At 32.5% G+C, this 21,032-nt stretch carries 33 protein-coding genes; 23 read left to right on the top strand and 10 right to left on the bottom strand.

Going from position 1 to position 21,032, the window contains the following annotated elements; all coding sequences use genetic code 11:
* Window positions 1–137 precede the first annotated feature (137 nt).
* Window positions 138–1,004 carry a branched-chain-amino-acid transaminase gene (gene ilvE / locus METVU_RS02955; protein ID WP_015732685.1) on the top strand — a complete coding sequence of 289 codons (867 nt, stop codon included), beginning with the start codon at window positions 138–140 and terminating at the stop codon, window positions 1,002–1,004.
* A gap of 99 nt (window positions 1,005–1,103) precedes the next feature.
* On the opposite strand, the gene valS is transcribed toward ilvE, so the two are convergent.
* From valS to METVU_RS02925, 8 genes are all read right to left on the bottom strand, one after another.
* Window positions 1,104–3,740, bottom strand: coding sequence for a valine--tRNA ligase (valS, locus tag METVU_RS02950; protein WP_015732684.1), 2,637 nt, complete (start codon window positions 3,738–3,740; stop codon window positions 1,104–1,106).
* A gap of 415 nt (window positions 3,741–4,155) precedes the next feature.
* Entirely contained in the window at window positions 4,156–5,127 is a 972-nt protein-coding gene (locus METVU_RS02945; protein WP_015732683.1) for a tyrosine-type recombinase/integrase, read from the bottom strand.
* Window positions 5,108–5,359 (bottom strand): DUF2540 domain-containing protein, encoded by a 252-nt coding sequence (locus tag METVU_RS02940; RefSeq protein ID WP_015732682.1) that lies wholly within the window; start codon window positions 5,357–5,359, stop codon window positions 5,108–5,110. Before METVU_RS02940 ends, METVU_RS02945 begins: the two co-directional genes overlap by 20 nt.
* Window positions 5,356–5,532 (bottom strand): hypothetical protein, encoded by a 177-nt coding sequence (locus tag METVU_RS08950; RefSeq protein WP_153232522.1) that lies wholly within the window; start codon window positions 5,530–5,532, stop codon window positions 5,356–5,358. Before METVU_RS08950 ends, METVU_RS02940 begins: the two co-directional genes overlap by 4 nt.
* A 5-nt stretch (window positions 5,533–5,537) precedes the next feature.
* Window positions 5,538–5,672 (bottom strand): hypothetical protein, encoded by a 135-nt coding sequence (locus tag METVU_RS09175; protein WP_281033861.1) that lies wholly within the window; start codon window positions 5,670–5,672, stop codon window positions 5,538–5,540.
* Window positions 5,662–5,853, bottom strand: a complete 192-nt coding sequence (locus METVU_RS02935) for a DUF2080 family transposase-associated protein (RefSeq protein ID WP_048196751.1) — start codon at window positions 5,851–5,853, stop codon at window positions 5,662–5,664. The genes METVU_RS09175 and METVU_RS02935 overlap by 11 nt, the downstream gene beginning before the upstream one ends.
* Window positions 5,854–6,491: 638 nt before the next feature.
* The gene (locus METVU_RS02930; RefSeq protein WP_015732678.1) at window positions 6,492–8,879 is read right to left on the bottom strand and encodes a P-loop NTPase family protein; all 2,388 of its coding nucleotides are present in this window, start codon (window positions 8,877–8,879) and stop codon (window positions 6,492–6,494) included.
* A complete protein-coding gene (locus METVU_RS02925) occupies window positions 8,827–9,246 on the bottom strand; it encodes a hypothetical protein (RefSeq protein WP_015732677.1) in 420 nt (139 codons plus the stop codon). The genes METVU_RS02930 and METVU_RS02925 overlap by 53 nt, the downstream gene beginning before the upstream one ends.
* Window positions 9,247–9,431: 185 nt before the next feature.
* On the opposite strand from METVU_RS02925, the gene METVU_RS02920 reads away from it, so the two are divergent.
* The 6 genes from METVU_RS02920 to METVU_RS02895 all read left to right on the top strand — a co-directional run bounded on the left by METVU_RS02920 (window position 9,432) and on the right by METVU_RS02895 (window position 12,301).
* Window positions 9,432–9,767 (top strand): ArsR family transcriptional regulator, encoded by a 336-nt coding sequence (locus METVU_RS02920; protein ID WP_015732676.1) that lies wholly within the window; start codon window positions 9,432–9,434, stop codon window positions 9,765–9,767.
* A 15-nt stretch (window positions 9,768–9,782) separates the two neighbouring features.
* Window positions 9,783–10,025 (top strand): hypothetical protein, encoded by a 243-nt coding sequence (locus METVU_RS02915; RefSeq protein ID WP_015732675.1) that lies wholly within the window; start codon window positions 9,783–9,785, stop codon window positions 10,023–10,025.
* 12 nt (window positions 10,026–10,037) lie between these two features.
* Window positions 10,038–10,382 (top strand): hypothetical protein, encoded by a 345-nt coding sequence (locus METVU_RS02910; RefSeq protein ID WP_015732674.1) that lies wholly within the window; start codon window positions 10,038–10,040, stop codon window positions 10,380–10,382.
* Between the two features lie 91 nt (window positions 10,383–10,473).
* Entirely contained in the window at window positions 10,474–10,980 is a 507-nt protein-coding gene (locus METVU_RS02905; RefSeq protein ID WP_015732673.1) for a CAP domain-containing protein, read from the top strand.
* Between the two features lie 45 nt (window positions 10,981–11,025).
* Window positions 11,026–11,544, top strand: a complete 519-nt coding sequence (locus METVU_RS02900) for a DUF6978 family protein (RefSeq protein WP_015732672.1) — start codon at window positions 11,026–11,028, stop codon at window positions 11,542–11,544.
* On the top strand, window positions 11,528–12,301 hold the full coding sequence (locus METVU_RS02895; RefSeq protein ID WP_015732671.1) for a DUF1828 domain-containing protein: 774 nt from the start codon (window positions 11,528–11,530) through the stop codon (window positions 12,299–12,301). The genes METVU_RS02900 and METVU_RS02895 overlap by 17 nt, the downstream gene beginning before the upstream one ends.
* A 219-nt stretch (window positions 12,302–12,520) precedes the next feature.
* On the opposite strand, the gene METVU_RS02890 is transcribed toward METVU_RS02895, so the two are convergent.
* Together METVU_RS02890 and METVU_RS02885 are read right to left on the bottom strand one after the other, a co-directional pair.
* On the bottom strand, window positions 12,521–12,787 hold the full coding sequence (locus tag METVU_RS02890) for a type II toxin-antitoxin system RelE family toxin (RefSeq protein ID WP_015732670.1): 267 nt from the start codon (window positions 12,785–12,787) through the stop codon (window positions 12,521–12,523).
* On the bottom strand, window positions 12,784–12,984 hold the full coding sequence (locus METVU_RS02885; protein ID WP_015732669.1) for a hypothetical protein: 201 nt from the start codon (window positions 12,982–12,984) through the stop codon (window positions 12,784–12,786). Before METVU_RS02885 ends, METVU_RS02890 begins: the two co-directional genes overlap by 4 nt.
* A gap of 347 nt (window positions 12,985–13,331) precedes the next feature.
* On the opposite strand from METVU_RS02885, the gene METVU_RS02880 reads away from it, so the two are divergent.
* The 16 genes from METVU_RS02880 to METVU_RS02815 all read left to right on the top strand — a co-directional run bounded on the left by METVU_RS02880 (window position 13,332) and on the right by METVU_RS02815 (window position 20,907).
* Window positions 13,332–13,949, top strand: coding sequence for a hypothetical protein (locus tag METVU_RS02880; protein ID WP_015732668.1), 618 nt, complete (start codon window positions 13,332–13,334; stop codon window positions 13,947–13,949).
* A 4-nt stretch (window positions 13,950–13,953) separates the two neighbouring features.
* Window positions 13,954–14,238 carry a histone-like protein gene (locus tag METVU_RS02875; RefSeq protein WP_015732667.1) on the top strand — a complete coding sequence of 95 codons (285 nt, stop codon included), beginning with the start codon at window positions 13,954–13,956 and terminating at the stop codon, window positions 14,236–14,238.
* Window positions 14,239–14,309: 71 nt separating this feature from the next.
* Entirely contained in the window at window positions 14,310–14,486 is a 177-nt protein-coding gene (locus METVU_RS09055) for a hypothetical protein (RefSeq protein WP_015732666.1), read from the top strand.
* Window positions 14,464–14,706: a hypothetical protein gene (locus tag METVU_RS02870; RefSeq protein WP_015732665.1), complete on the top strand. Its 243-nt coding sequence runs from the start codon at window positions 14,464–14,466 to the stop codon at window positions 14,704–14,706. Before METVU_RS09055 ends, METVU_RS02870 begins: the two co-directional genes overlap by 23 nt.
* On the top strand, window positions 14,688–15,413 hold the full coding sequence (locus tag METVU_RS02865) for a hypothetical protein (protein WP_015732664.1): 726 nt from the start codon (window positions 14,688–14,690) through the stop codon (window positions 15,411–15,413). The genes METVU_RS02870 and METVU_RS02865 overlap by 19 nt, the downstream gene beginning before the upstream one ends.
* Window positions 15,414–15,441: 28 nt before the next feature.
* Window positions 15,442–15,726 (top strand): hypothetical protein, encoded by a 285-nt coding sequence (locus METVU_RS02860; RefSeq protein ID WP_015732663.1) that lies wholly within the window; start codon window positions 15,442–15,444, stop codon window positions 15,724–15,726.
* A gap of 104 nt (window positions 15,727–15,830) precedes the next feature.
* Window positions 15,831–15,995, top strand: a complete 165-nt coding sequence (locus tag METVU_RS09050) for a hypothetical protein (RefSeq protein ID WP_015732662.1) — start codon at window positions 15,831–15,833, stop codon at window positions 15,993–15,995.
* A complete protein-coding gene (locus METVU_RS02855) occupies window positions 15,955–16,383 on the top strand; it encodes a helix-turn-helix domain-containing protein (protein ID WP_015732661.1) in 429 nt (142 codons plus the stop codon). The genes METVU_RS09050 and METVU_RS02855 overlap by 41 nt, the downstream gene beginning before the upstream one ends.
* A gap of 147 nt (window positions 16,384–16,530) precedes the next feature.
* Window positions 16,531–16,827 carry a hypothetical protein gene (locus METVU_RS02850; RefSeq protein ID WP_015732660.1) on the top strand — a complete coding sequence of 99 codons (297 nt, stop codon included), beginning with the start codon at window positions 16,531–16,533 and terminating at the stop codon, window positions 16,825–16,827.
* A 72-nt stretch (window positions 16,828–16,899) separates the two neighbouring features.
* Window positions 16,900–17,718 (top strand): hypothetical protein, encoded by an 819-nt coding sequence (locus METVU_RS02845; protein WP_015732659.1) that lies wholly within the window; start codon window positions 16,900–16,902, stop codon window positions 17,716–17,718.
* The gene (locus tag METVU_RS02840; protein WP_048196748.1) at window positions 17,696–18,130 is read left to right on the top strand and encodes a hypothetical protein; all 435 of its coding nucleotides are present in this window, start codon (window positions 17,696–17,698) and stop codon (window positions 18,128–18,130) included. Before METVU_RS02845 ends, METVU_RS02840 begins: the two co-directional genes overlap by 23 nt.
* A gap of 10 nt (window positions 18,131–18,140) precedes the next feature.
* Window positions 18,141–18,524, top strand: a complete 384-nt coding sequence (locus tag METVU_RS02835; RefSeq protein WP_015732657.1) for a hypothetical protein — start codon at window positions 18,141–18,143, stop codon at window positions 18,522–18,524.
* 10 nt (window positions 18,525–18,534) lie between these two features.
* Window positions 18,535–19,338 (top strand): hypothetical protein, encoded by an 804-nt coding sequence (locus METVU_RS02830; RefSeq protein WP_015732656.1) that lies wholly within the window; start codon window positions 18,535–18,537, stop codon window positions 19,336–19,338.
* 10 nt (window positions 19,339–19,348) lie between these two features.
* Window positions 19,349–19,744: a hypothetical protein gene (locus tag METVU_RS02825; protein WP_015732655.1), complete on the top strand. Its 396-nt coding sequence runs from the start codon at window positions 19,349–19,351 to the stop codon at window positions 19,742–19,744.
* 9 nt (window positions 19,745–19,753) lie between these two features.
* Window positions 19,754–20,527 (top strand): hypothetical protein, encoded by a 774-nt coding sequence (locus METVU_RS02820; RefSeq protein ID WP_015732654.1) that lies wholly within the window; start codon window positions 19,754–19,756, stop codon window positions 20,525–20,527.
* Between the two features lie 11 nt (window positions 20,528–20,538).
* Window positions 20,539–20,907, top strand: coding sequence for a hypothetical protein (locus tag METVU_RS02815; protein WP_015732653.1), 369 nt, complete (start codon window positions 20,539–20,541; stop codon window positions 20,905–20,907).
* Window positions 20,908–21,032 lie beyond the last annotated feature (125 nt).

Genomic DNA, 21,032 nt, shown 5'->3' with positions numbered 1-21,032 from the left:
AAAAAATTACCTTAAATTATATCAAATTTAGGAAAAACCCATTTACTCTCTATAAACATATTACTCACCCTATACTTAAATTTATATACCACGTCCCTCTTTTATTTTTATTTTGACAATTTAACAAAGGTGAGGTTATGAAGATCTATTTAAACGGAAAATTTGTTGAAGAAGAAGATGCAAAAATTTCCGTATTTGATCATGGTCTGTTGTATGGAGATGGAATTTTTGAAGGAATTAGGTCTTATGATGGCGTTGTTTTTATGTTGAAAGAGCATATAGATCGTCTGTATGATTCAGCAAAGTCCCTCTGCATAGATATTCCATTAACAAAAGAGGAGATGATTGATGTTGTCTTAGAGACATTGAGAGTTAATAATCTAAAAGATGCTTATATAAGATTGGTTATAACAAGAGGAGTCGGTGATTTAGGATTAGACCCAAGAAAGTGTGGAAAGCCAACGATTTTCTGTATAGCAATTCCTATGCCTCCTTTGTTGGGAGAGGAGGGAATTAGAGTCATAACCGTTTCAGTTAGAAGATTGCCAGTAGATGTTTTAAATCCAGCAGTTAAGTCCCTCAACTACTTAAACAGTGTTTTAGCAAAGATCCAAGCAAATTATGCAGGAGTTAATGAGGCATTTTTATTGGATGATAAGGGCTTTGTTGTTGAAGGAACTGGAGATAACATATTTATAGTTAAAAATGGAGTTTTAAAAACCCCTCCTGTCTATCAAAGTATTTTAAAAGGAATTACAAGGGATGTTGTTATAAAATTAGCTAAAGAAGAAGGAATAGAGGTTGTTGAAGAGCCATTAACTTTACATGACTTATACACTGCTGATGAGCTCTTTATAACAGGAACAGCTGCTGAGATAGTGCCTGTCTTTGAAATAGATGGTAGAGTGATAAATAATAAACAAGTTGGAGAAATAACCAAAAAATTAAAAGAGAAATTTAAAGAGATAAGAACAAAATGGGGAATAAAGGTCTATGATGAATAAAAAATAAAAAAGAAAGTAAAAAATTATTTTATTTTAATGTTTTTTGTCTTTGATATATTTTCCCATTTTTTTTCGTTATATTTATTTATATTATATTTTTTATTTCCTAATTATTGCTATTGCTAAAACTCCTTCAATATCTACTGAATCAACTTCCTCTCCTTCACAGAATAAAGCTCTTTTGACATCTTTAATATGCTCTTTCCTAATAACCCCATATTCCGTTTCTAAGCCCTCATTAATTATCTTTTCAAGTGTCTCTTCATCTGCCTCTTTAATTAAATCCATAACTGCCTTTGCATTCTTCTTAAACTCTGGCCCTATCTTTGATTTGTCTGGGATTATTTCAACAATCTTAGATTCAAGGGCTGGTTTTCCTTTAATTATTTTAAGCTCTTCAATCTTCAATGTTCCTTTAATATCTTCAGCTGTTTTATTTAAAGCCAAATATGTCTCTTCATCCTCTGTATAAATCTCAACGTATTTTAATGGGGCGTTTAAAGCCATTCCTGAATTTGCCTTAAATCTTCTAATTGAAATAACTGTATTTTTAGCTATTTCCCCAAATTTCTCTGCTTCTTCATTTATAAATCTCTCATCAACCTCTGGGAATGAGAAGTGGAGATTGTCTATTTTATAAATATCAGCCATATAGTCAGAGAAGTGTGGGGCAAATGGAGACAGCAATCTAACGATCTTATCAATTACATAGTATAATGTCCATCTTGCTTCTTTCTTTGCCTCTTCATCATCTCCATACAATCGATATTTAACCATTTCTATGTAGTTATCACAGAACTCATGCCAAACAAACTTATAAATCTCAACTATTGTATTAAACCTATAATTCTCTAAGTCCTTATCAACTCTCTCAATTAATCTCTGCAATTTACTCAAAATCCATAAATCAACTGGATTTTTAATTTCAACTGGTTTTTTTAATTCATCAATAATGTCATCACTTATGTGCATCTTAGCAAATCTACAAGCATTCCAGAACTTTCTCAAAAATCTGTAAGCATAATCAATTTCCTTCCATAAGAATTGGACGTCATCCCCAACAACGCTGTTGCTTGCCCACAGTCGTAAAGCATCTGCTCCATACTTAGATATAATTTCATCTGGCTCTACAACATTTCCCCTACTCTTACTCATCTTATGCCCATCTTCTCCAAACACCATTCCGTTTATAACGATCTCTTCCCATGGCTTTTTATTGGTTAAAGCTACTGATTTAATTATTGTATAGAATGCCCAAGTTCTAATTATGTCATGCCCTTGTGGTCTTAATTGGACTGGATAATGCTTTTCAAAGAATTTATCATCATCCAACCACTTTGTTATAACCATCGGTGTTATTGAAGAGTCCATCCATGTATCCAAAACATCTGTTTCTGGGATTAAGTCCTTACTGCCACACTTATCACAAACATAACTTGTTTTTGTTGGATCCACTGGTAGATCCTCTTCCTTAGCAACAACTACATTTCCACATTTTTTACAGTACCAAACTGGAATTGGTGTAGCAAAGATTCTCTGCCTACTTATAACCCAATCCCAATCCATATCTTTAATCCAATTCAGCAATCTAATTTTCATGTGCTCTGGAACCCATTTAATTTCATCAGCTACCTCTCTAACCTTTGGAATTAGCTTTCTAACATTAACGAACCACTGCTCAGTAACAATAATTTCAATTGGTGTTTTACATCTCCAACAAACACCAACATTCTGTTTTATTGGTTCTTGCTTAACTAAATAACCCTCTTTCTTTAAGTCATCAATAATCTTCTTTCTTGCTTCCTCTGTTTTTAGCCCTTTATATTTTCCAGCTATTTCTGTTAATTTTCCTTTCTCATCAATTGCCTTCTTAATCTCCAATTTATGCCTATTAACCCATAAAACGTCTGTCTTATCCCCAAATGTACAAACCATAACCGCTCCAGTTCCAAACTCCTTCTCTACATCCTCATCAGCTAACAACTTAACCTTATGCCCAAACAATGGAACTATAAACTCTTTTTCGATTAAATGCTTATATCTCTCATCCTCTGGATGAACTAATATAGCAACACATGCCGCCATAAGTTCAGGTCTTGTTGTAGCTATCAATAAATATCCGTTTCCATCAACTGCTGGAAATTTTATATAGTTTAATTTGCTTTCTCTTTCTTTATACTCAACTTCTGCAAAGGCAATTGCTGTCTGACATCTTGGACACCAATTTACTGGAAACTTACCTCTATAAATTAATCCATCTTTATACATTCTAACAAAGGCAGTTTGGGATTTTTTAATATAGTCAGGAGTCATTGTTATATACTCTCTATCCCAATCAATAGAAATTCCCAAGGATTTCATCTGTCTTCTCATTTTTTCGATGTTTTCCTTTGTTAATTCAATACACAACTCTCTAAATTTATGCCTATCAACATCTGATTTTGTTATGCCGTGTATCTCTTCAACTTTAACCTCTGTTGGCAATCCATGACAATCCCAGCCCTGTGGAAATAAAACGTTAAAACCCTTCATTCTCTTGTATCTTGCTATTATATCTATATAAGTCCAATTTAACGCATGTCCTAAGTGTAATCTCCCAGTTGGATATGGTGGTGGGGTATCTATAATATAAGGTGGTTTATTACTCTCTTCATCAAACTTATAGATTTTACTTTCTTCCCATTTTTTCTGTATCTGTTTTTCGACTTCTATATTATAGTCCTTTGGCATCTCCATGATGAACTCACCATAATGTTAATTTTATTGTAGATAATTAATATCCCTTTTTAATAAAAAAAGTTTTTGGTTTGCAATGAAGATAGAAGTGCAAAGATTTTAGCTCATCTATAAAAATAGCAAAATAAATCCCTTCAAAACTTAATACCTAAAATAATAAAAATTAAAAAATAATAAAAATAAATAAAAACCTAAAATAGATGACGCGGGGGTCGGGATTTGAACCCGAGTTGGGCTATGCCCAACGGGATTAGCAGTTCCACACCACCCCACCAAACTTTTTTAATATACTATGCGACAACACATATATAAATTTTACCATCAACACCTCAAAAATGTTCCATCAACACCTCACTACCCTACCGTAATAATCCGACACAACACCAAAGACCTTACAGATTACCACCAAACAGGACTACAACTTCCTAATAATTTTTAATAACTTCTCAGTTCTCTCCTTAGAATGAGAATAAAACAAAGTAACCTCCAAACTCCTATGGCCAAGATATTCTTTAACAACATCAAGAGGTAATCCTTTTTCAAGTAAATCAACAGCCCTACCATGCCTCAAAGAATGAATAACAATCCTCTTATTTGGCGGAATCTTACCCTCCTTTTTAAGCTCATCAACTGCTTTTCTAAAAACCTCACTAATCCAATCCTTTCTAACCCTCCCTCCCCTATTATTTTGGAATAGGTAATCCTCCGGTCCTTGCCTTATGTTGAACTGGCAATAATGCCTTAACAGCTCTAAGGTTTCAGATGCACAGACCACCTTTCTCTCTTCCCTATTTTTTGTATTAGTGATTCTAATTATTCCTTCATTGAAATCAACATCCTTGTATCTTAGATTTAATATTTCAGATACTCTCGCTCCAGTATCCCATAGCAATCTTACAATCAATGCATCTCTCATCCTTGTTCTGCTATTACTCTCAACAATCTTCCTCAAAATCTCATTCAAAATCTCAGCATCAACAGCATCATAATGTCTTATTTCTATGCAAGCAAACCGTTTTCTTTCCTTACTCTCCTCAGCAAACTCATTAAAGTTCTTTAACCTCATCAACTTATAAAACACTTTCAATAAGTCATAATACCTCTTCTGAGTATTTTTAGATAACTTCCTCTCTTTCTCTAAGTAGTTAAAGAACTTAACGAAATCAGATGTCTCCATTTCATCAGGGCTTTTTCCTAACCTATTATAACAAAAGTCCAAGAAAACTTTCAACCGTGTTAAATCATTTTTTATAGTGCTTTCCTTCCTACCATCAAATAAACGCTCTTCTTTAAACTTATCAAGCCATTTTTTAATATCATCCGTCTCTTTAATCTCTTCCCTCTTAGGTTTTAAAAGTAAGAGATTTTTAAGCTCTTTCTCCCTCATCCAACTTCACCAACTCACAATTCAAAAGTAAATTTGCACTCTTACCTAACTTCTGTATAATTGCCTCCTCTTCCTCTGTGAGCGTTATTGCTCTTTTGTATTTCTTCTCCGCCTCAATTGCTCTTCTTAATGTCTCAATATCTATATTTTCCACGTTTTCCAACCTATGCAAAAGATACCTAAGTTTCCTACCATCAATATTCCTACATAAATAGAATGTTGCCCTCCTCATAAAATCTCCCTCAACTTTAATCTTTCTTTAAACTCTTCAGCAACTCTTTGACATATCCCTACGCCTATAGCATGCAAATTAATCAAATCCTCTTCATCCATATGAGATATTAAAATCTCAATAACCTCTTCAACATGCTCTGCCAAAGCATCAACCTCTGACTTATACCTCATGAGAATCACCCAAACTCCAAGTTAGAAGCGGGGATAACGTACCTATCCCCATAAATAGGGACACTAACAACCCCATAAGAACTTTCGACATTTCGAGCTGGATATTTAGATTTTTCAACTTTCTTAGTTTCAATTATCATCAACCACATCAAACTCTTCATCTTCATCTTCAATCGGAATGATTATAACTTTTTTGCCGACATAATCAGGAGGTAAAGTTGGTTTAGGAATTACAGTATTACCGTTTGCCTTACAAACCGCAACAAAGCCTATAACCACATCTCTTGGTTTTCTCCATGCCTTCTTTTTTACTCTCACCATTGTATCACCAAAATGACATCTCATATTTTTATGACATATAATATAATTGCGGAAATATATAAAGCTTTCTATACTAAAGAGCAACTGTGAAATTTCTATCAGCAACCGTATCGGCTACTATGAATATATTCTTATCTTCAAGAAATGAATCAAATCATCTGTCAAATTTGGAATAATAATGACATAAAAACTGAGTCGCTAACAATCTAAACATATTATTGATTATATACAATATACTCAACTTAACATCCTTTTTAATTTTTAGCGACCGAGCGACCACTCAATGACTTCAAATTTTTTCCACACCCTGACCGCATAATAGTTATATCCAAGTGGTCGCTGTGGTCGCTGGTTTTCAAAAAGTCGCTGTAGTTCTTATTGTAATAAGATAAAGTCAGATTGTTATATCTATCAGCGACTATAATATTTTATTGTTATTTTTAAAAAAATAAGAAAATTTATCAAAAATCTAACTGAAAAAACCGTAATATTCATGGTCGCTGATATGGTCGCTATGGTCGCTGACGTGGAGTAGGTTCTAGTCCTATAATTATACCTACAACATTAGGGATAATGAAAAGAGTTTGGGGTTTGAAGATGGTGAAAATTTGAGATTTCAAAAAAATAATAAAATAACTTTATACTAATATTTTATAAGTATTAGGTCTTACCTCCAATATATCTCCAAGTTTTATTAACCTTTTGATTAATTTCTCTAATGTTTCTTCATCAAGCCCTATTTTTTCTTTTAATTCATCGAAACTAATTTCTCCAGCTTCTTCTATTGTCTTTATAATTTTCTCCTCAAGGTTTTTCTGCTTTTGTCTGCTCTTAAGTATTGAGTTTGAAATGTTATTTTCTTCATCATCCTCAATGTCAATTTCAATGTCTTTAATTTCTATAAAGAATCCTTTTATGGATATTCCATATGCCCTCGTATTTTTATACTCAAACTCAATGCCATTCTGTCCGAGGTAACTTTCAATGTCTCTCTTAGTTTCTAAATCGGGTAGTTCCTTAATTTTATCTTTTAGATTTTTAAACCCTCTAACAGAAAGTATAGCATAAAGTTTCTTATCTTTTAAGTATATTGCATATCCTTTTGATGTAAGTAGAGATTTCACAACGTTTTTATCTGCAACTCTAACTACAATATCTTTACCTTCTACATCTAAAACTCTTGCAGTGTGTATTGCATCTTCTATAATTCTTCCTTTTATTAATTCTAATAAGCTTATATCTCCAAATCCTAATATCTCTTTTTCACTATCCTCAAATCTCCTAATAAGTTCATCATAATTTATATTTAATTTAATATTGTATTTTTCACATATTGCCTTCCAGAGTTCAATTCCAGTTAGAAGTAGTTTATACTTCTCCCTAACTGTAAATTGTCTGTATATGTCTTTAATTTCCTTTTCTGAGAATGATGTTAGCTCATCAAGCAGTATTTTAATTAAATCATTTCTATATATGTCCAATATCTCATAAGCTTCATCAATTTTTTCATCTTTTATTTCATCAAGCTCTTTTATGACTTTTAAAAATACTGCTCTTCTCAAAAGCCCTTTTAAATCTTCAAGACCCCTTGTCTTAAATTTTGGTTGGGGGTTTGATGTTGCCAAAAACATGACATTGGCAACATATTTTTTGTTATGGCTAATTCTATGTATGTATCCACAGTTTGTGGCAGAATACTTTAAATCCTGCGTTAATTGTGATGAATACTCTATTTTTTCATCAAAATAAACTATACCGCATCTGAACCCAGAAATTTTCTGCATTAACTGGTGGCTTGTAGTTTGGGAACTTGCGGGGTTTACATAGCTAAGTAACATTGCAATACTTGTTTTTCCAACGCCACTATCTCCCCATATAAATACAGGAGAAACAATTTTTGGTTTAATTACATGTATTAAATGGCTGGCTATAAATGCACCTATTGTAGTCAAGTTGTGGACCTTATTAAATAATGCAAGATATTTTATCAAATCCTCTTTAATTAACTCATCTGTATCTTTTGTTAATATTCTATCCAAATGCTCTAAATCTTCACAAAATATTGTATCTGGCATTTTGTATCTTTTTGGAATAGTTAGATGTCCATTATGGGTAATTACTGCGAAACCTTCAGTTTTTATACAGTCCTCAGCTTTTTGAGATATTATCTGTTTTAGGACATTTTTTAGTTCCATGTATAATTCTTTGTATTTTTTACAGAGGTTTATGATTGGGGAACTTAGTAATTGTCCTATATCATTAATATCTATTATTTCAACATATTTTTCTTCATTACCCTGTAGTTTCCATCCTGAAATATAGAATACTGTTTTATTATCTATAGGGTCATAGATTTTTTCACATTTATGTAGTTGGAATATTGGAATGTCCATGTTGACAGGAGTAACAATGTTTTTTTTCTTTTGAGTTCCAGTAATATTCATATATATTAAATTATTATCATCAAGTTTTACATAGTAAGTTAAAGAGTCATCCTCACTTTCAACTTTCATAATTTTCCAGGTATTTACATCTCCATATAATTTATTTTTAAATTTGATAACTATTGGAGTATCTTCTAATTCTCTTATTCCATGTGTATGTGTATTTTTTAATAATAATACTATTGACTCTGTAAAAAATTCCTCAAAACTATCTTTAATTGTTTTTCCTTCTTTTGTTATACTTTGTATATAATTCAATTCATATACTTTTAATAGTGTGTTTATGTCTACGAAATCATGCCATTTAGATCTGTTGTCAAAATCAATAAATATCTGATATTTGTTAAAAAAATATCGCTTTATCCTCTCTGGAAAGTAAAACTTTAAAGCACTAAAATATTTATCGATATTTTCTTCAGATGATAATACTATTTCGTGATGGAGTTTCAGGGTTTCTATAGATGGGATAATTTCAACTAAATCTTTTATTGACTTTGCATGTTTATTTCTTAATTCATCAAAAAATTTTTTAAATACAGGATTTTTCAGGAGTTCTTTGATATTGCGAATTTCTTCTGACATACTTTTCCTCCTCTTTAATTTTTTTGGTAATTTTATATATTATCCTCATTTTTTGCTCCTCTGAAAAATTGGAAATTTCTAAAAAGAACTCGTATAATTCTAAATTCATTATGTGAGGAGTATCCCCTATTAATATCAAAAAAGCATTATATTCTAAGTCGTTAATGTGGTCTAAATTATTTTTTAAGTAATTTTTATATGCTTCAAACCAATCATTATATTTAATAAAATAAATAACTGGAATTGCTTCAGTAGGTAGATTTTTATGCTGTAATACATACTCATATAGTAGCAAAACTCTTCTATTTTTTCGTTCAAATGTAGCCAGTAAGGTTAAAATTGATTTAACCATGTGTTCGTAAGTCATAGTATCACCCTTATGAGGAGTCATATTTCTATGACTTGTTTTATAATTGTGGTAGTATATAAAATTTTCGATGTCATAAAAATAGTAGTTCTCACATTTTTACTCGCATCGAATTAATATAACTACTCATAAAAATAGGAGTAGTTGTAAAAATTCGTAAAAACGTTAAAGATGGAGGGAGTAGAATGATAATTAAAACTTTATCAAAAAAATATGTTAGAGAAATATTAGAAATACTTAATAATAAGGGGGTATTAACATTTAGTCAGCTTCAAAAAGAGACTAAACTACATCAAGGTACATTAAGTAGATTATTATCTGAGCTCATTGAAGAAGGTCTTGTAGAAAAATGGACAGAAGAGACAGAATATATGTTGCCAAAATCATGCTATAAAATAACACAAAAAGGTAAAAATGCACTGATTTTATATAAATTAGATGATTTCATTGAAAAAATTGGGAATAAAACCATTAAATTTTCAATAAACGAAAATGATAAGGTTTCGGTAATTGTTGGATAATTTTGGTGATAATCTATGAATAATTGGAAAAACTATAAGGCAGTAAAAGATGGTGTTAAAGAAGCAGTTTTGGAATATTTAAAAACAAAAGTTAAAGATAACTGTGGAAGAGATATTGAGCTTGGAGAAAAAATCATCTGTGAAGTCATTAGAGGTGAGTTTGAAGAAATGTTAAGGTATAGGGGGGAAGATGTCATACATCAAGCAGTAAGAGATGTTGTTCGGAGTTATTTAATGGAGTTTGGAATGAATAGATGAAAAGTGGTTAATATGGATATGAATGATATTAAAGAGAAAATTGATGAATATATCGAGTCAAGATATGTGGAAGGTTGTTTGACTGGTGCTATGATATATGATAAAAATGAGCGAAATAAGTTTTTAACAAACTTATATTTTTTAATTATAGAATTAGAAGAGTATTGTACTATCACAATTGAAGATATAGAAGACATGATATTAGTAGTTTTAGAAAATCCTATCATATTAATAGATATTGATAAAGAAGATATTGAATATTTAGTAGAAAAATTTATTGAATACCTCTCTATAGGGAAAAAAGATGAATTTTTGAATAAAATAAAAATGCCGTATTTTAACATACTTAACTTGTAACCAGTTATGGGGTGTTGTATAAAAATTGTAGTTAAGTAACAAAAATAAAGCTTATCTATTGAGTTTTTTATTTCAAAAATTGGTGGGGGTCATGGAACCGCAACGGTTAAGAAAAAGATTACATGAGGTGATAAATAAAGAAAGAAAGCGTAGGAAGTTAAAGCCATTAAAGCTGAGTAAGTCACTAACGAAGTCAGCCAATAGGGAAGCATTAAAGAGGAAGAACTGCACAGTTCATTATGCCGTAAAGGGAGAGACTCATACAACTGTCGCTAAGAGGATTGTTAAGGAGTGGTTAAGAAATCCTAACCATAGAAAACATATACTCAGCAACAAATATAACCGTATCGGTATAGGTGTTTCAATATTATGGAATAAAAATATTAAAGAGTATGAAATTTATGTTTGTAAGAAATTTGGCTCACCAAAAGATAAGGATAAAAAGAAATCTAATAAGTCAAAATCCAAACAATTCAACCTTAAAAAGATTAATAAAAATGCTAAAAAACTAATTATAAGGCATAAAAAAGTTTTTGAGTATTTTCTTGTTGCAGTTATGCTTTATATTATTCTTTATATTGCTTTCACTGTTTCATAGAAGTAATTAAGCCGTGGAGGTGGGACAATTTCACTAACCCAAACTATGGCAGAGCAACTATTTAATATACCAAAGATTTCATTGGACAATGATGTGCCATTCCCTAATAACGGTGGGAAATCCAGGATAAATCTTAAATCTAAGGATGGGACTGAAAGTTACTATATAGATATTTATAGAAAGTATAGTAAATCAAATAAGATTAAAATATCCTATACAAACATTGCAAGGAAGCGATATATCTTAAGGAGGTTGGACTTACATTATGGTCCTCCACATAGAAATCCTCCTAAACTTCCCCCGTTATATGATTCTCACAACTCCCTTATAAATTTATTGAGTCGTTATGTTGGAAAGACTATTAAAGGCCCTCATTTACATATTTATGTAGAGGGCTATGATGATAAATGGGCAGTTCCTATTGAGGAGATTGAAAAGTTAAATATCTCAGATAAAAACATTATTCAAATTACGCAGGAGTTCCTTGATTATTGTAAAGTTGTAAAAGCCCCTAATATTAAGTTTCCAGTAAATGAGGTGTGGATTTATGTCAAATTCTATTAAACTTATTGAAAAATTTATTGATGAATACTTTAATTGGCTAAGGGAAAACATCATATTGGAAAATGGGGGGGAGTGGGTTGAAATAACAACACCGTTTATTGATAAATCTAATGATTTAATTCAATTTTATATGAAGGTTGTGGGAGATTCGATTATACTTACTGATGATGGCAATACTTTAGATAATCTTGAGGTGGCAGGAGTTGATATTAATACTGAAAAAAGATTATATGAATTGAAAACAGTATTAAATGGTTTTGGGGCTCATCTTGAAGGTAGGGAAATAGTTATAATTGCCAATAAGGATGAGTTTCCATTATATTTCAATAATATGATTCAAGCAATTCTTGCAGTTGATGGGTTTCATTTATTGGCTCAACATAAGGTTAGGTCAATATTCTGGGAAGATGTTGAGATGTATTTTGAGAAAAAGAAAATTCCATATAGGAAAAGAGATGTCGGTGGTAGAAGTGGTTTAAAACATAGATTTTTGGAAATATTGAATTATGGAGAAATTAAAACTAAAAAAATAGTTGGTATAATTAGCAGACCTGAAAAAAGAATTATCAATTCAACAATATTTGCCTTTGAGGATGTGAAAAATACAATTAGGGATGAAGAGGTTAAGAGAATAGCAATAATTAATGACACTGAGAGAAAGCCTTCTGAAGACATGATTAACGCTTTATATAAGTATGATATTGAGCCGTTTTTATGGAGTAGAAGGGAAGATGAGATAAGTGTTTTAGTAGAATAATTCATCTGGTCCTATGGCAAACCTATAAAATAAATAGTAAATTAATATAATTTAGTATAAAGATAATAAAAAAGGAGTTGATAGTTATAGAAGGGCAGACGTTATTTTTAATTATTTCATTCATTTCTTTTGCAATTATAGCAGTTATTGGCATAGGCATTTGGATTTGGTATTTTAAATTAGGAGGTAGGGAGAAAATATTTGGCTCTGATTAATTAATTATGGAAAATAATCGTATATGTTTTTCCTATGCAAAACCCTTCTAAAAATAATTGTATCTCCATTAATTTCAATACCTACTCTATAATTTCCAACTCTAATTCTGTAATAATTTTGATAACCCTTTATTTTCTTAATGTCTAAGTTTAAATCATTTAACGATTTAGCATTTTGAAAGTTTTCAATTATCAACTTTATCCTTTTTCTTACATGCCTTGGAACATTCTTTAAATCCTTAGCAAATGTTTTGGCAAACAACACTTTCATTTATCTCCCAATAATCCTTTTATTTCATCGTAAGTTAATAATTCATCGTCTTTTGTTTCTTCCATTGCCTTAACTAAACAAATATCTAAAATCTCTTCTATTTTTTCAAATTCCTCCCTGCTTATATAGTATTTTCTTCTATATTTCCCAATTTTTTTATATCTTTTAATTTTAAATCCTTTATTTTTGTGCCTCATTTTGTCCTACCTCAGAAAGTATGTAATTTTTTATATTGTGCTTTTTATTTATATTTTTAATTATTAGTATTAACTTTTTTAATATCTACTATTAACAAATTTATAGAGAAAGGTTTTTATATCTCCACAATTATAAAACAAGTCATAGAAATATGACATGTCATAACATAATGACATATCATAATGACCACCCAAGTATATGAGGCAGGTCCTGAAATGGGCCTGCTGATTGGGTGGGATGTAAGCCTTGAGAGACCCTCCCCCACACTGCAAAATAAATTTTTTAAAAGACGGGCGGGATGAAGCTCATTATTTCTTTGTTTATAAAAAACTTAGAGGCGATAATTATGAGGAGATTGAGGATTAATGGGGTTGAGTTAAAAGATGAGGAGTTGAAAGAGTTTTTGGAAAATATGAAGATTGGTGAGTCGTTTGAGACGGAAGATGGTTATATAATCCGTAAGGAACGGGGTATAGTGGAATTACTTTGGGGAATATATGTTTTAGAAAATGGGAAAGCGATCCCAATAACAAGATGTGAGTACTGGTTTGATGTTCCATATAGAATATCCGAGTTTGTAAAGGGAGAGGGATGGTTAAGAATGTGGGGTCGTGGGTGTAATCCTTTAGAGGAGTTTAATGATGAGTTTATAATGGTGGATTTAAAAAATAAAGGAGAGTATTGGGTATTTAAGGGTAAGAACAAGGAATATTTCAGATACATTATTTGGGATGAAAAGTTGGCTAAAGAGATTGGAGAGCGAATTTTTGTAAAAATTGATAAATTTTCTTTGAGAAGAACAATTGAATATTTAGAGGAATATCTTGGTTTTTTGGAAGAAAAGGAGTATCAATTATACAAGTTTGGAGAGGATACTTCTGATGTTGTTAAAGAGATTAACAACGTCAAAAATTTGATAAAAAAATTAAAAGATTTGGATTCTGACATTAAAAAGCTGAGGTGAGAGTATGATCCCTAAGGCTACGTTAAAAAGGACGATGAAGGAGATTGTGGATAACTATCCTAAAAGCGGTTATGATTTCAGGATTTCTAATGAGGCAGTTGAGGAACTTAACAACTATTTGCGAAAGATTTTGATTGAGATTTTAGTTAAAGCAAGAATGAACGCACAAAAATCAGGAAGGAAGACCATAAAGAAGGAGGATATAATCGAAGCTATAGAAGATAATGGCTATTTAGCTGCGTTGATTGAAGATATTTATGGAGTATCAGTTGCAGAGATAACTGCCTAAGCACTTTTTGTTTTTCTAATTTTCTATTCATAAATGTTTTGGTTATATATAATCAACGTATAGGTGGGAATATGCAAATAAATAAAGCTATTGAGGTTTTGGAGAGGGCTAAGAGTGATTATAATAATGGAGACACTGTTGGAGCGATTTTGAAGTTGGAGGAAGCTGAGGATTTGATTAGGGAACTAAGAGTTAGGTTATGCTCTGATATTAGGAGGGAGGGTTATGATGCGGTGTTCATCAAATAAAATCTATTTTGTTGTTGAATTTGATGGAAAGGTTGATAGTTATGGGGTTTGCGGGTCGGAGGAGGAGTTTAGAGAAACGAAAGAAATGTTGGAAGGTTTCGGTTGTTGTGTTAGACGAGTTGGTCTTAGAGCGTGGAAAAGGGCTAAGAAGGCAATTAAAAGGAAGGAAAATGAGGATTTACACAAGAGGAGGTTGGAAGTATGTGCAAGTATGAATTAGCTTCAAAGGCACATAAAAATGTGTATGGAACGGAAATAACACCAGATGGGATTAGAAAGCAAGTAGAGGAGATTATGAAGGAGCACAATAATTGGATTGCTGAATCAGCTGCGTTTGTTAAATGGTTAGAGAACTTAAATCTAAAAGATGAATTTAAAAAACTTAGGGAGGAGGAGAAGATGAAGACAAATGGAAATAATGTTGAAGTTAAAGCATCAAACAATGCAATGGTTGTCTTAGAGAAAACTGTTGAAAATGTAGAGACATTAGATAATGTTATTGAAAAGATGGACACGTTAGATGAGGATTTGATGTTATTGGATGAAGCTAATGAGCATCTACCTTTGGCATATACTTATCCAGATAAAAAAACAGGAAAGGAGAAGATAATCCTCTCATGGGCTGGGATTGTTAAAGCAATGAGGATGCAGGGAAATATTGAGGTAGAGCCACCAACTTTCCAAGAAGTTAATGGAAAAATTATAGCAACATGTAGGGTTAGGGATTTGAGAAGGAATATTGTTATGGTGGGGACTGCTGAAAGGATAAGTCCTGGTAGAATGGGAGAGGAGTTTAAATATACTGTTTTAGCTTCAAAGGCGATAAGGAACGCACTAAAACATATTATTGAGCCAAAGTATTTGCAGATGGTAATAGCTGAGGCAAAAAAGAGAAAGTCGTATGTGATTATCACTTACGGGCAATAATTCTTTTTTAAACTTTTTTGGTGATAAAATGGAGATGTGGGTTATTGTGGATGAAAATGGTAAAATAGCTAAGGTAACGTGTAATGAATGTTGTAGAACCTTCACTTTGAGTTTTCCTACTGAGGAAGATGCTAAAGAGTTTTTAGATGTTGTTTTAGATGGGATAAACGATGAGTTGGAGGAAATAAAAGAAATTGCAAAATTGGAAGGAAATAAAGTTGAAGATTATGAGGATTACGATATTTTAGTTAAAAGTAAGGAGTATTATGAGAAATGTAAGATTAAGAAGATTAAAGTTGAGATTTTAGAATAAACTTTTTGGTGGTTTTATGCCAATAAAGCATAAATGTAGAACTGAGAGAATAGAGTTGATTATTAAAATAATTCCAAATATCTTTTTTATTTTTAGGTGGTTCTATGGGAGTTAGGCAAGGAAGGTTAGCGTTGGATGTTGTTAGGGCTGTTGCAAAATATTTTTTAGATGTTTTAGATGTTAGAGATTATGGGGATAAACTAATAATACAAATAAAAAGTGATAAAGATGGTTTCTCAGGAAGAGCTTCTAAACTTAATAATCAATAATGGTGGGGCAGTATCGACGAGAGAGATTAGAGAAGTTTATAATATAGATGCGGGCAATGGTTTGGGACATATTTCTCAAAGATTAAGACAGCTGATGAAAAAGAAAATAATCTCAAAGGTAAAGGGGTTGAATGGGGAGGTTATCTATTTTTTAATTGATTTACGTTATCTGGAGAAAGAAAATAAAAGAAATAAAAGGAAATACTCATTATCAAATAAAGAATTAAAGTTAATCGAAAAAATGTTTGAAGAGGGAATGACTCTAAAAGATATAGCCGAAAAAGTTGGGATTAGTTACAGGTGGTGTAAGGAATTATATCGGAGGTATAGAATTTATGGCCAAGTATTATTAAAGAAAGACGGGAGACCGTTGAAGGGAAGAACTTAGGGAAGAACTTTTTTATTTTTTCGAATTGAGTATTTATAAATTTAAATTTACAGATAAAATCAGAATTTAAAAATTCTAACGGTGCGGTTTTGCATAGGGGCTGTGGGGCCCCACATTCTAATACAATACAACAAAAAGGTGTTCGTTATGGCATTGTTTGGGAAGAAAGATACTGATGCAATAGATGATTTAGTTCCTAAAAAGAGCGATTATGTTGAAAAAATAGCACAAGAAACAATAAGAAAAGACAAAGTTGATACTTTGGTAAGAAGAAGTGAAATGGAACAATTCTATCATGAAAAATCACAAAGTGAGAAAATTGCAGAACTAAAAGCAGAACTGGCTAAGAAAGATAAAGAGATCGATGAATTAAAAGAAGAAATCAGAGCATTAAGAGGCAAAGCTGGGGGCGTTGGAATCGGAGGTAGCCCAGCTCAGAGGTAAGTTAGACCTACTTGAGAAGATTGTGTTGCAGAAGCTTTAATTTCTTTTTTTTCTTTTTATCTTGGTGGAAACATGGACACTTTCACTTGCAGAATTGGAAAAATAGAATTTGCAAAGGGTGATAGAAAACCATACGACCCAGTAGCAATTGTTGAGTGTTTATTTTACGACCCAAACGACCAGCAGTATAGAAAAGCTGGGATTACGCCAGATTTGGTTAAAGAAAGAGCAAAATTCCTAATTGGAAAGCATGTTGATATCGACCACATTCTACCATTCCAAGACCCGCAATCCTTTAAGGGCTACATTATTGATGTCTGGACCGATGATGAAGGCAAAGCTTATTGTAAGTTTGCAGTTTTTGACCCTCAAGTTGCAGAATATCTGAAAAATAACCAAGTTGGAGTTAGTGCGGAGTGGTTAAAAGCAGTTCAAAATGGAAAGGTTGTTGATGTGTTTCCTTATGGATTGGCAATTTGTATTAACAGCACTCCCAAAATGACAGATGCCAAAATTCTAAATTTTGCACCAATAGCAATGGCAAATGCAAAACCTCCTTCATCAAAAGAGCATGGGCATAAAACAAAGCCATCAAAGTATAAAGACGTTCCTGATGAGCTCTTTGCTGATAGGGCTAACTGGAAATTCCCTTGCGATACTCCTGCGAGAGTTAAAGCTGCCTTGGTGTATATTTCAAAGTTATTCAATCATCCAACTTATAACAAAATGTATAGTCGTGAAGAATGGCAGTATCTCTGGAATTTCGCAGTTAAAAGGGCTTTAGAACTTGGAATAGGGCATAAGTATAGTCCTAATAATCCACTTGACAGAGGCATGCCAGAATCATTAAAGAAAAAGTGTGATGGTTATGACAGCTCAAAACCAAACTAATCAAAATCCAGACGATGTTAAGAAAGCATTAGAACAATTTGCGGAAGATTTTGGTATTAAGGTCTATACGCAAGATGAAGTAGAGCAGATGATTAAAGAAAAGTTAGAGGAGCAGGCTAAAATGTTGAAAGAGCAGTTTGCAGAGGAAAAAGATAAAGCAATTAGGGAAGCGGTTGAAAAAACAAAAGCTGAAATTTTTGCACAAATGGAAAAGGAAAAGAAGATTGAACAAATATGCTCAAAGTTCGGCATTGATAAAGAAGTATTTGCTAACTGTAAAATAGTTGAAGATGTTTTAGACGTCTTTGCTAAGGTGGATATTAACACAAAAAAGACAACTGAAATTGTTGGGGCTTCTTTTGCAGAGCCAGGGAAAGACATCAACCCATGGAGAAGATATGGCATTGAATGAGGTGGTCTAAATGGCATACAAATACATTAAATCATATACTGCTACAGCTACAACCTATCCAAAAACAGTTTTTACTGCAAATGGGAAAGTTTTGGGAGTTGTTGATGATGTGGATAATGTAGATTCTTATGATGTTGGAGATGAGGTTCCAGTGGTTGTGGATGGAGTCACAAAATTGAAAGCAACAACTTATGCTTATGATGCTACAACATCATCATGGGTAGCAACTCCAGCAGCTGAAGGGGACATTTTATTCTATGATGCTGCAACTGGACAAGTTAGAATCGATGATGGGAATGCAACACTTGAAACAGTCATTGGAAAGGTCTTGAAAGTCATAGTTCCTCAATCATCAGATTCTGATGGAATCTATGAAATCAAAGTAGGATTATAAGGTGGTATGAATGGTTCAGTTGCTAACAAAAGCTGAATTTCAATTGATCGAAAATAAAATCCTCACTGACTTAGAGCCAATTTCAACCTTATTAAAAGAAGTTCCAGTTACACCAGTTCCGCAGTTTAAGGATTTAGTTACAAGGATAAAATACACTTTAAAAAACTCTACAAAGAAATCAGCTAAAACTGCAACACCTGAGCTGGCTGAATTGGAAAAAACAGAGATTGACATTAAGCTTGAAGTTTATAAATCACCACTTATTGAGATTGATGCAGATACCATTTTAGCAGCTAAAAAAACAGGATTCCCTGTTGAAAAAGCAATTAATACAGCAGTATTGTATGATTTAGTAGAGCAAGAGAATAAAAAAGTCATTGATGTGTTGTCCCAAACACCAAACGAAAAAAATGTTACTTGGAGCTCTGCAACCATAACGGATAAGGTAAATTCAATATTCCAAGCTATAAACCAAATGAGAAAAAACAAAGTTCCTGTCCAAAAACCAAAATTGATATTGAATCCAGAAGATGTCGGGCAATTAGGATTCAACGATTACTTAAATAGTGGATTAAAAGTCCTTCAAACTGATTTAAACGTTAAGATTATCCCATGCACCGAAATCGACGCTGGAACAGGTATTTTATTTGAAGCTAATCCATTGGTTGTTGAATTCCCTGTGGCTCTTCCAGCGACAGTTGTTAGAGTTGATACTGACACTGACCCGCCCGAAAAATTTGCATGGTATGTTAAAGAGAAGTTTGGAGGCGGTATTTTACATGAGGGAGGGGTTATCAAACTAAACATTGCATAAGGTTGAGATTATGGCTTATTGCACTGAAACAGAGTTATATAGTTTCTTAAATCTAAAACTCCCTTTTCAGGATATCAAGGACAGTTTAACTACTGCTATTACAGTGGCATCTGCGTGGATTGATGCCCAAGTTAATACAGAACTCCCAGCAACAGATACTGAACTTCAGACATTAGCAAAAGAGGCATGTTTGTTCTACGCAGGTTCAAGAATCTTAATCCAATATTGGGAAAAACTGCAAATTGACAATTATGAGAGAGACAAGATAGAGCAATATGAAAAAAGGGCTAAAGAGTTAGTTCAGGCGATTATTTACAGACTTAAAAAAATTCAAGATGTTATTGATGATAAAGATATTGAAGACCAAAAATTCATTCCTGTTTTGGATTATGCAATAACCGAATAGGTGATTTGAATGGGAAGTGTATATTACCCAACTACAGAATACGAGAGGTTTAAAGGTGGAGGAACGCTTCTTATTAACGGCGAGGAAGTAGCTGTTGTGGAATTTGAGTGCGAGTTGAAACATAAAGAATTCTCTACTGAAACTACTAAAGGTATTTACAAAGATGTATCGCAGTTTATAGATTTCAAAGGAAAGTTCGTAACATTGGCGGGAACACATAAGTTCTGGAGTTTGTTTATGGGTATTGATGCGATGGAGTCTGTGGAAGAAACTTTAGCCACTGCTACTGGAACAGGGGCGGAACAAACAATTACTCCTACAGCACAGCCTACAATCCCAGCAATCATTAAAGTCTCAATATCTACAACTGCAACAGTAACTCCAGATATAATTATAGTCCAAGGAAAAGACGCTTTTGGAAATCCAATAACAGAGAAGTTCAATTACACAACTGCAGAAACTATCGTTGGAAATTTGTTATTTTCGCAGATTGATAGCATCATATTACCTGCAACCCTGCAGACTACTGAAACCGTTACAATATCCACAGTGGCAGGGGTTAAAAGTGGAAAACCCGTTAATGTTCCAAAATTCACGTTAGTTGGATTCGTTAAGGGAGCTGATGGACATCTTCAAGGTGTGCAAATGAGAAACGTAACAATTTTAGACAAACCTAAGTTTGACTACATCAGGGGTAAAGAAGAACACATTAAGGAAGAAATTAGCTTTGTCGTTTCAAATGCCAATGAAGATATAATATTCTATGAAAACCTACCTGAATAAGTGGTGATTACATGGTAACCGTTGAGGAATACTTGAAAAAAGCATATCCCGAAGTAAAATTGCCAAGTGGATTTGTATTTAAAGTTAAGACGTTATCAGCTTATGATATTTTAGAAGTTATGGGAGATATACCTATAATGCAAGATTTACTTAAAAATCCAACGTCAAAAGACAATATTAAAGAGAATATATCTAAAAATCCAGAGTTCATAAAAAATTTTGTTGAAATTCTACCTAAGTTAGTTGAAAAGTGCATTGTAGAGCCAAAAGGTATTAAATGGGAACAATTAGACGGTAGAGATAAGGATTTCCTTATGAACTATGTTCTATCCCAGCTAAATGTAAATGAAAATGTGGCATCCTTTCGTGAGGGAGAATAGTGAATTGTTAGATGCCTTAGCTCAAAGATATAATTGCTTACCTTCTGATTTACTAAAGCTCTCAATAGTTGATTTTAATATCAATCAGGCAGTTGCTTTAAACGTGGCTGGAAAAGAGCAAAGTA

Origin of the sequence: Methanocaldococcus vulcanius M7 (assembly GCF_000024625.1) — an archaeon.
GTDB lineage: Archaea > AGJL01 > Methanococci > Methanococcales > Methanocaldococcaceae > Methanocaldococcus > Methanocaldococcus vulcanius.
This window is presented reverse-complemented; position numbering and strand designations above follow the sequence as displayed.

Excerpts from the sequence above, each read along its gene's own strand:
- METVU_RS09055 (WP_015732666.1), top strand. The coding sequence starts at position 14,310 with ATGCAAATAAATAAAGCTATTGAGGTTTTGGAGAGGGCTAAGAGTGAT.
- METVU_RS02900 (WP_015732672.1), top strand. The coding sequence starts at position 11,026 with ATGGCAGAGCAACTATTTAATATACCAAAGATTTCATTGGACAATGAT.
- ilvE (WP_015732685.1), top strand. The coding sequence starts at position 138 with ATGAAGATCTATTTAAACGGAAAATTTGTTGAAGAAGAAGATGCAAAA.
- METVU_RS08950 (WP_153232522.1), bottom strand. The coding sequence starts at position 5,532 with ATGAGGTATAAGTCAGAGGTTGATGCTTTGGCAGAGCATGTTGAAGAG.
- METVU_RS02915 (WP_015732675.1), top strand. The coding sequence starts at position 9,783 with ATGAATAATTGGAAAAACTATAAGGCAGTAAAAGATGGTGTTAAAGAA.
- METVU_RS02895 (WP_015732671.1), top strand. The coding sequence starts at position 11,528 with ATGTCAAATTCTATTAAACTTATTGAAAAATTTATTGATGAATACTTT.
- METVU_RS02890 (WP_015732670.1), bottom strand. The coding sequence starts at position 12,787 with ATGAAAGTGTTGTTTGCCAAAACATTTGCTAAGGATTTAAAGAATGTT.
- METVU_RS02885 (WP_015732669.1), bottom strand. The coding sequence starts at position 12,984 with ATGAGGCACAAAAATAAAGGATTTAAAATTAAAAGATATAAAAAAATT.
- METVU_RS02845 (WP_015732659.1), top strand. The coding sequence starts at position 16,900 with ATGGACACTTTCACTTGCAGAATTGGAAAAATAGAATTTGCAAAGGGT.
- METVU_RS02910 (WP_015732674.1), top strand. The coding sequence starts at position 10,038 with ATGGATATGAATGATATTAAAGAGAAAATTGATGAATATATCGAGTCA.
- METVU_RS02815 (WP_015732653.1), top strand. The coding sequence starts at position 20,539 with ATGGTAACCGTTGAGGAATACTTGAAAAAAGCATATCCCGAAGTAAAA.
- METVU_RS02920 (WP_015732676.1), top strand. The coding sequence starts at position 9,432 with ATGATAATTAAAACTTTATCAAAAAAATATGTTAGAGAAATATTAGAA.
- METVU_RS02880 (WP_015732668.1), top strand. The coding sequence starts at position 13,332 with ATGAGGAGATTGAGGATTAATGGGGTTGAGTTAAAAGATGAGGAGTTG.
- METVU_RS02825 (WP_015732655.1), top strand. The coding sequence starts at position 19,349 with ATGGCTTATTGCACTGAAACAGAGTTATATAGTTTCTTAAATCTAAAA.
- METVU_RS02930 (WP_015732678.1), bottom strand. The coding sequence starts at position 8,879 with ATGTCAGAAGAAATTCGCAATATCAAAGAACTCCTGAAAAATCCTGTA.
- METVU_RS02940 (WP_015732682.1), bottom strand. The coding sequence starts at position 5,359 with ATGAGGAGGGCAACATTCTATTTATGTAGGAATATTGATGGTAGGAAA.
- METVU_RS02945 (WP_015732683.1), bottom strand. The coding sequence starts at position 5,127 with ATGAGGGAGAAAGAGCTTAAAAATCTCTTACTTTTAAAACCTAAGAGG.
- METVU_RS02905 (WP_015732673.1), top strand. The coding sequence starts at position 10,474 with ATGGAACCGCAACGGTTAAGAAAAAGATTACATGAGGTGATAAATAAA.
- valS (WP_015732684.1), bottom strand. The coding sequence starts at position 3,740 with ATGGAGATGCCAAAGGACTATAATATAGAAGTCGAAAAACAGATACAG.
- METVU_RS02855 (WP_015732661.1), top strand. The coding sequence starts at position 15,955 with ATGGTTTCTCAGGAAGAGCTTCTAAACTTAATAATCAATAATGGTGGG.
- METVU_RS02830 (WP_015732656.1), top strand. The coding sequence starts at position 18,535 with ATGGTTCAGTTGCTAACAAAAGCTGAATTTCAATTGATCGAAAATAAA.
- METVU_RS02935 (WP_048196751.1), bottom strand. The coding sequence starts at position 5,853 with ATGGTGAGAGTAAAAAAGAAGGCATGGAGAAAACCAAGAGATGTGGTT.
- METVU_RS02820 (WP_015732654.1), top strand. The coding sequence starts at position 19,754 with ATGGGAAGTGTATATTACCCAACTACAGAATACGAGAGGTTTAAAGGT.
- METVU_RS02870 (WP_015732665.1), top strand. The coding sequence starts at position 14,464 with ATGATGCGGTGTTCATCAAATAAAATCTATTTTGTTGTTGAATTTGAT.
- METVU_RS02875 (WP_015732667.1), top strand. The coding sequence starts at position 13,954 with ATGATCCCTAAGGCTACGTTAAAAAGGACGATGAAGGAGATTGTGGAT.
- METVU_RS02850 (WP_015732660.1), top strand. The coding sequence starts at position 16,531 with ATGGCATTGTTTGGGAAGAAAGATACTGATGCAATAGATGATTTAGTT.
- METVU_RS02865 (WP_015732664.1), top strand. The coding sequence starts at position 14,688 with ATGTGCAAGTATGAATTAGCTTCAAAGGCACATAAAAATGTGTATGGA.
- METVU_RS02835 (WP_015732657.1), top strand. The coding sequence starts at position 18,141 with ATGGCATACAAATACATTAAATCATATACTGCTACAGCTACAACCTAT.
- METVU_RS02860 (WP_015732663.1), top strand. The coding sequence starts at position 15,442 with ATGGAGATGTGGGTTATTGTGGATGAAAATGGTAAAATAGCTAAGGTA.
- METVU_RS09175 (WP_281033861.1), bottom strand. The coding sequence starts at position 5,672 with ATGATAATTGAAACTAAGAAAGTTGAAAAATCTAAATATCCAGCTCGA.
- METVU_RS02925 (WP_015732677.1), bottom strand. The coding sequence starts at position 9,246 with ATGACTTACGAACACATGGTTAAATCAATTTTAACCTTACTGGCTACA.
- METVU_RS02840 (WP_048196748.1), top strand. The coding sequence starts at position 17,696 with ATGACAGCTCAAAACCAAACTAATCAAAATCCAGACGATGTTAAGAAA.
- METVU_RS09050 (WP_015732662.1), top strand. The coding sequence starts at position 15,831 with ATGGGAGTTAGGCAAGGAAGGTTAGCGTTGGATGTTGTTAGGGCTGTT.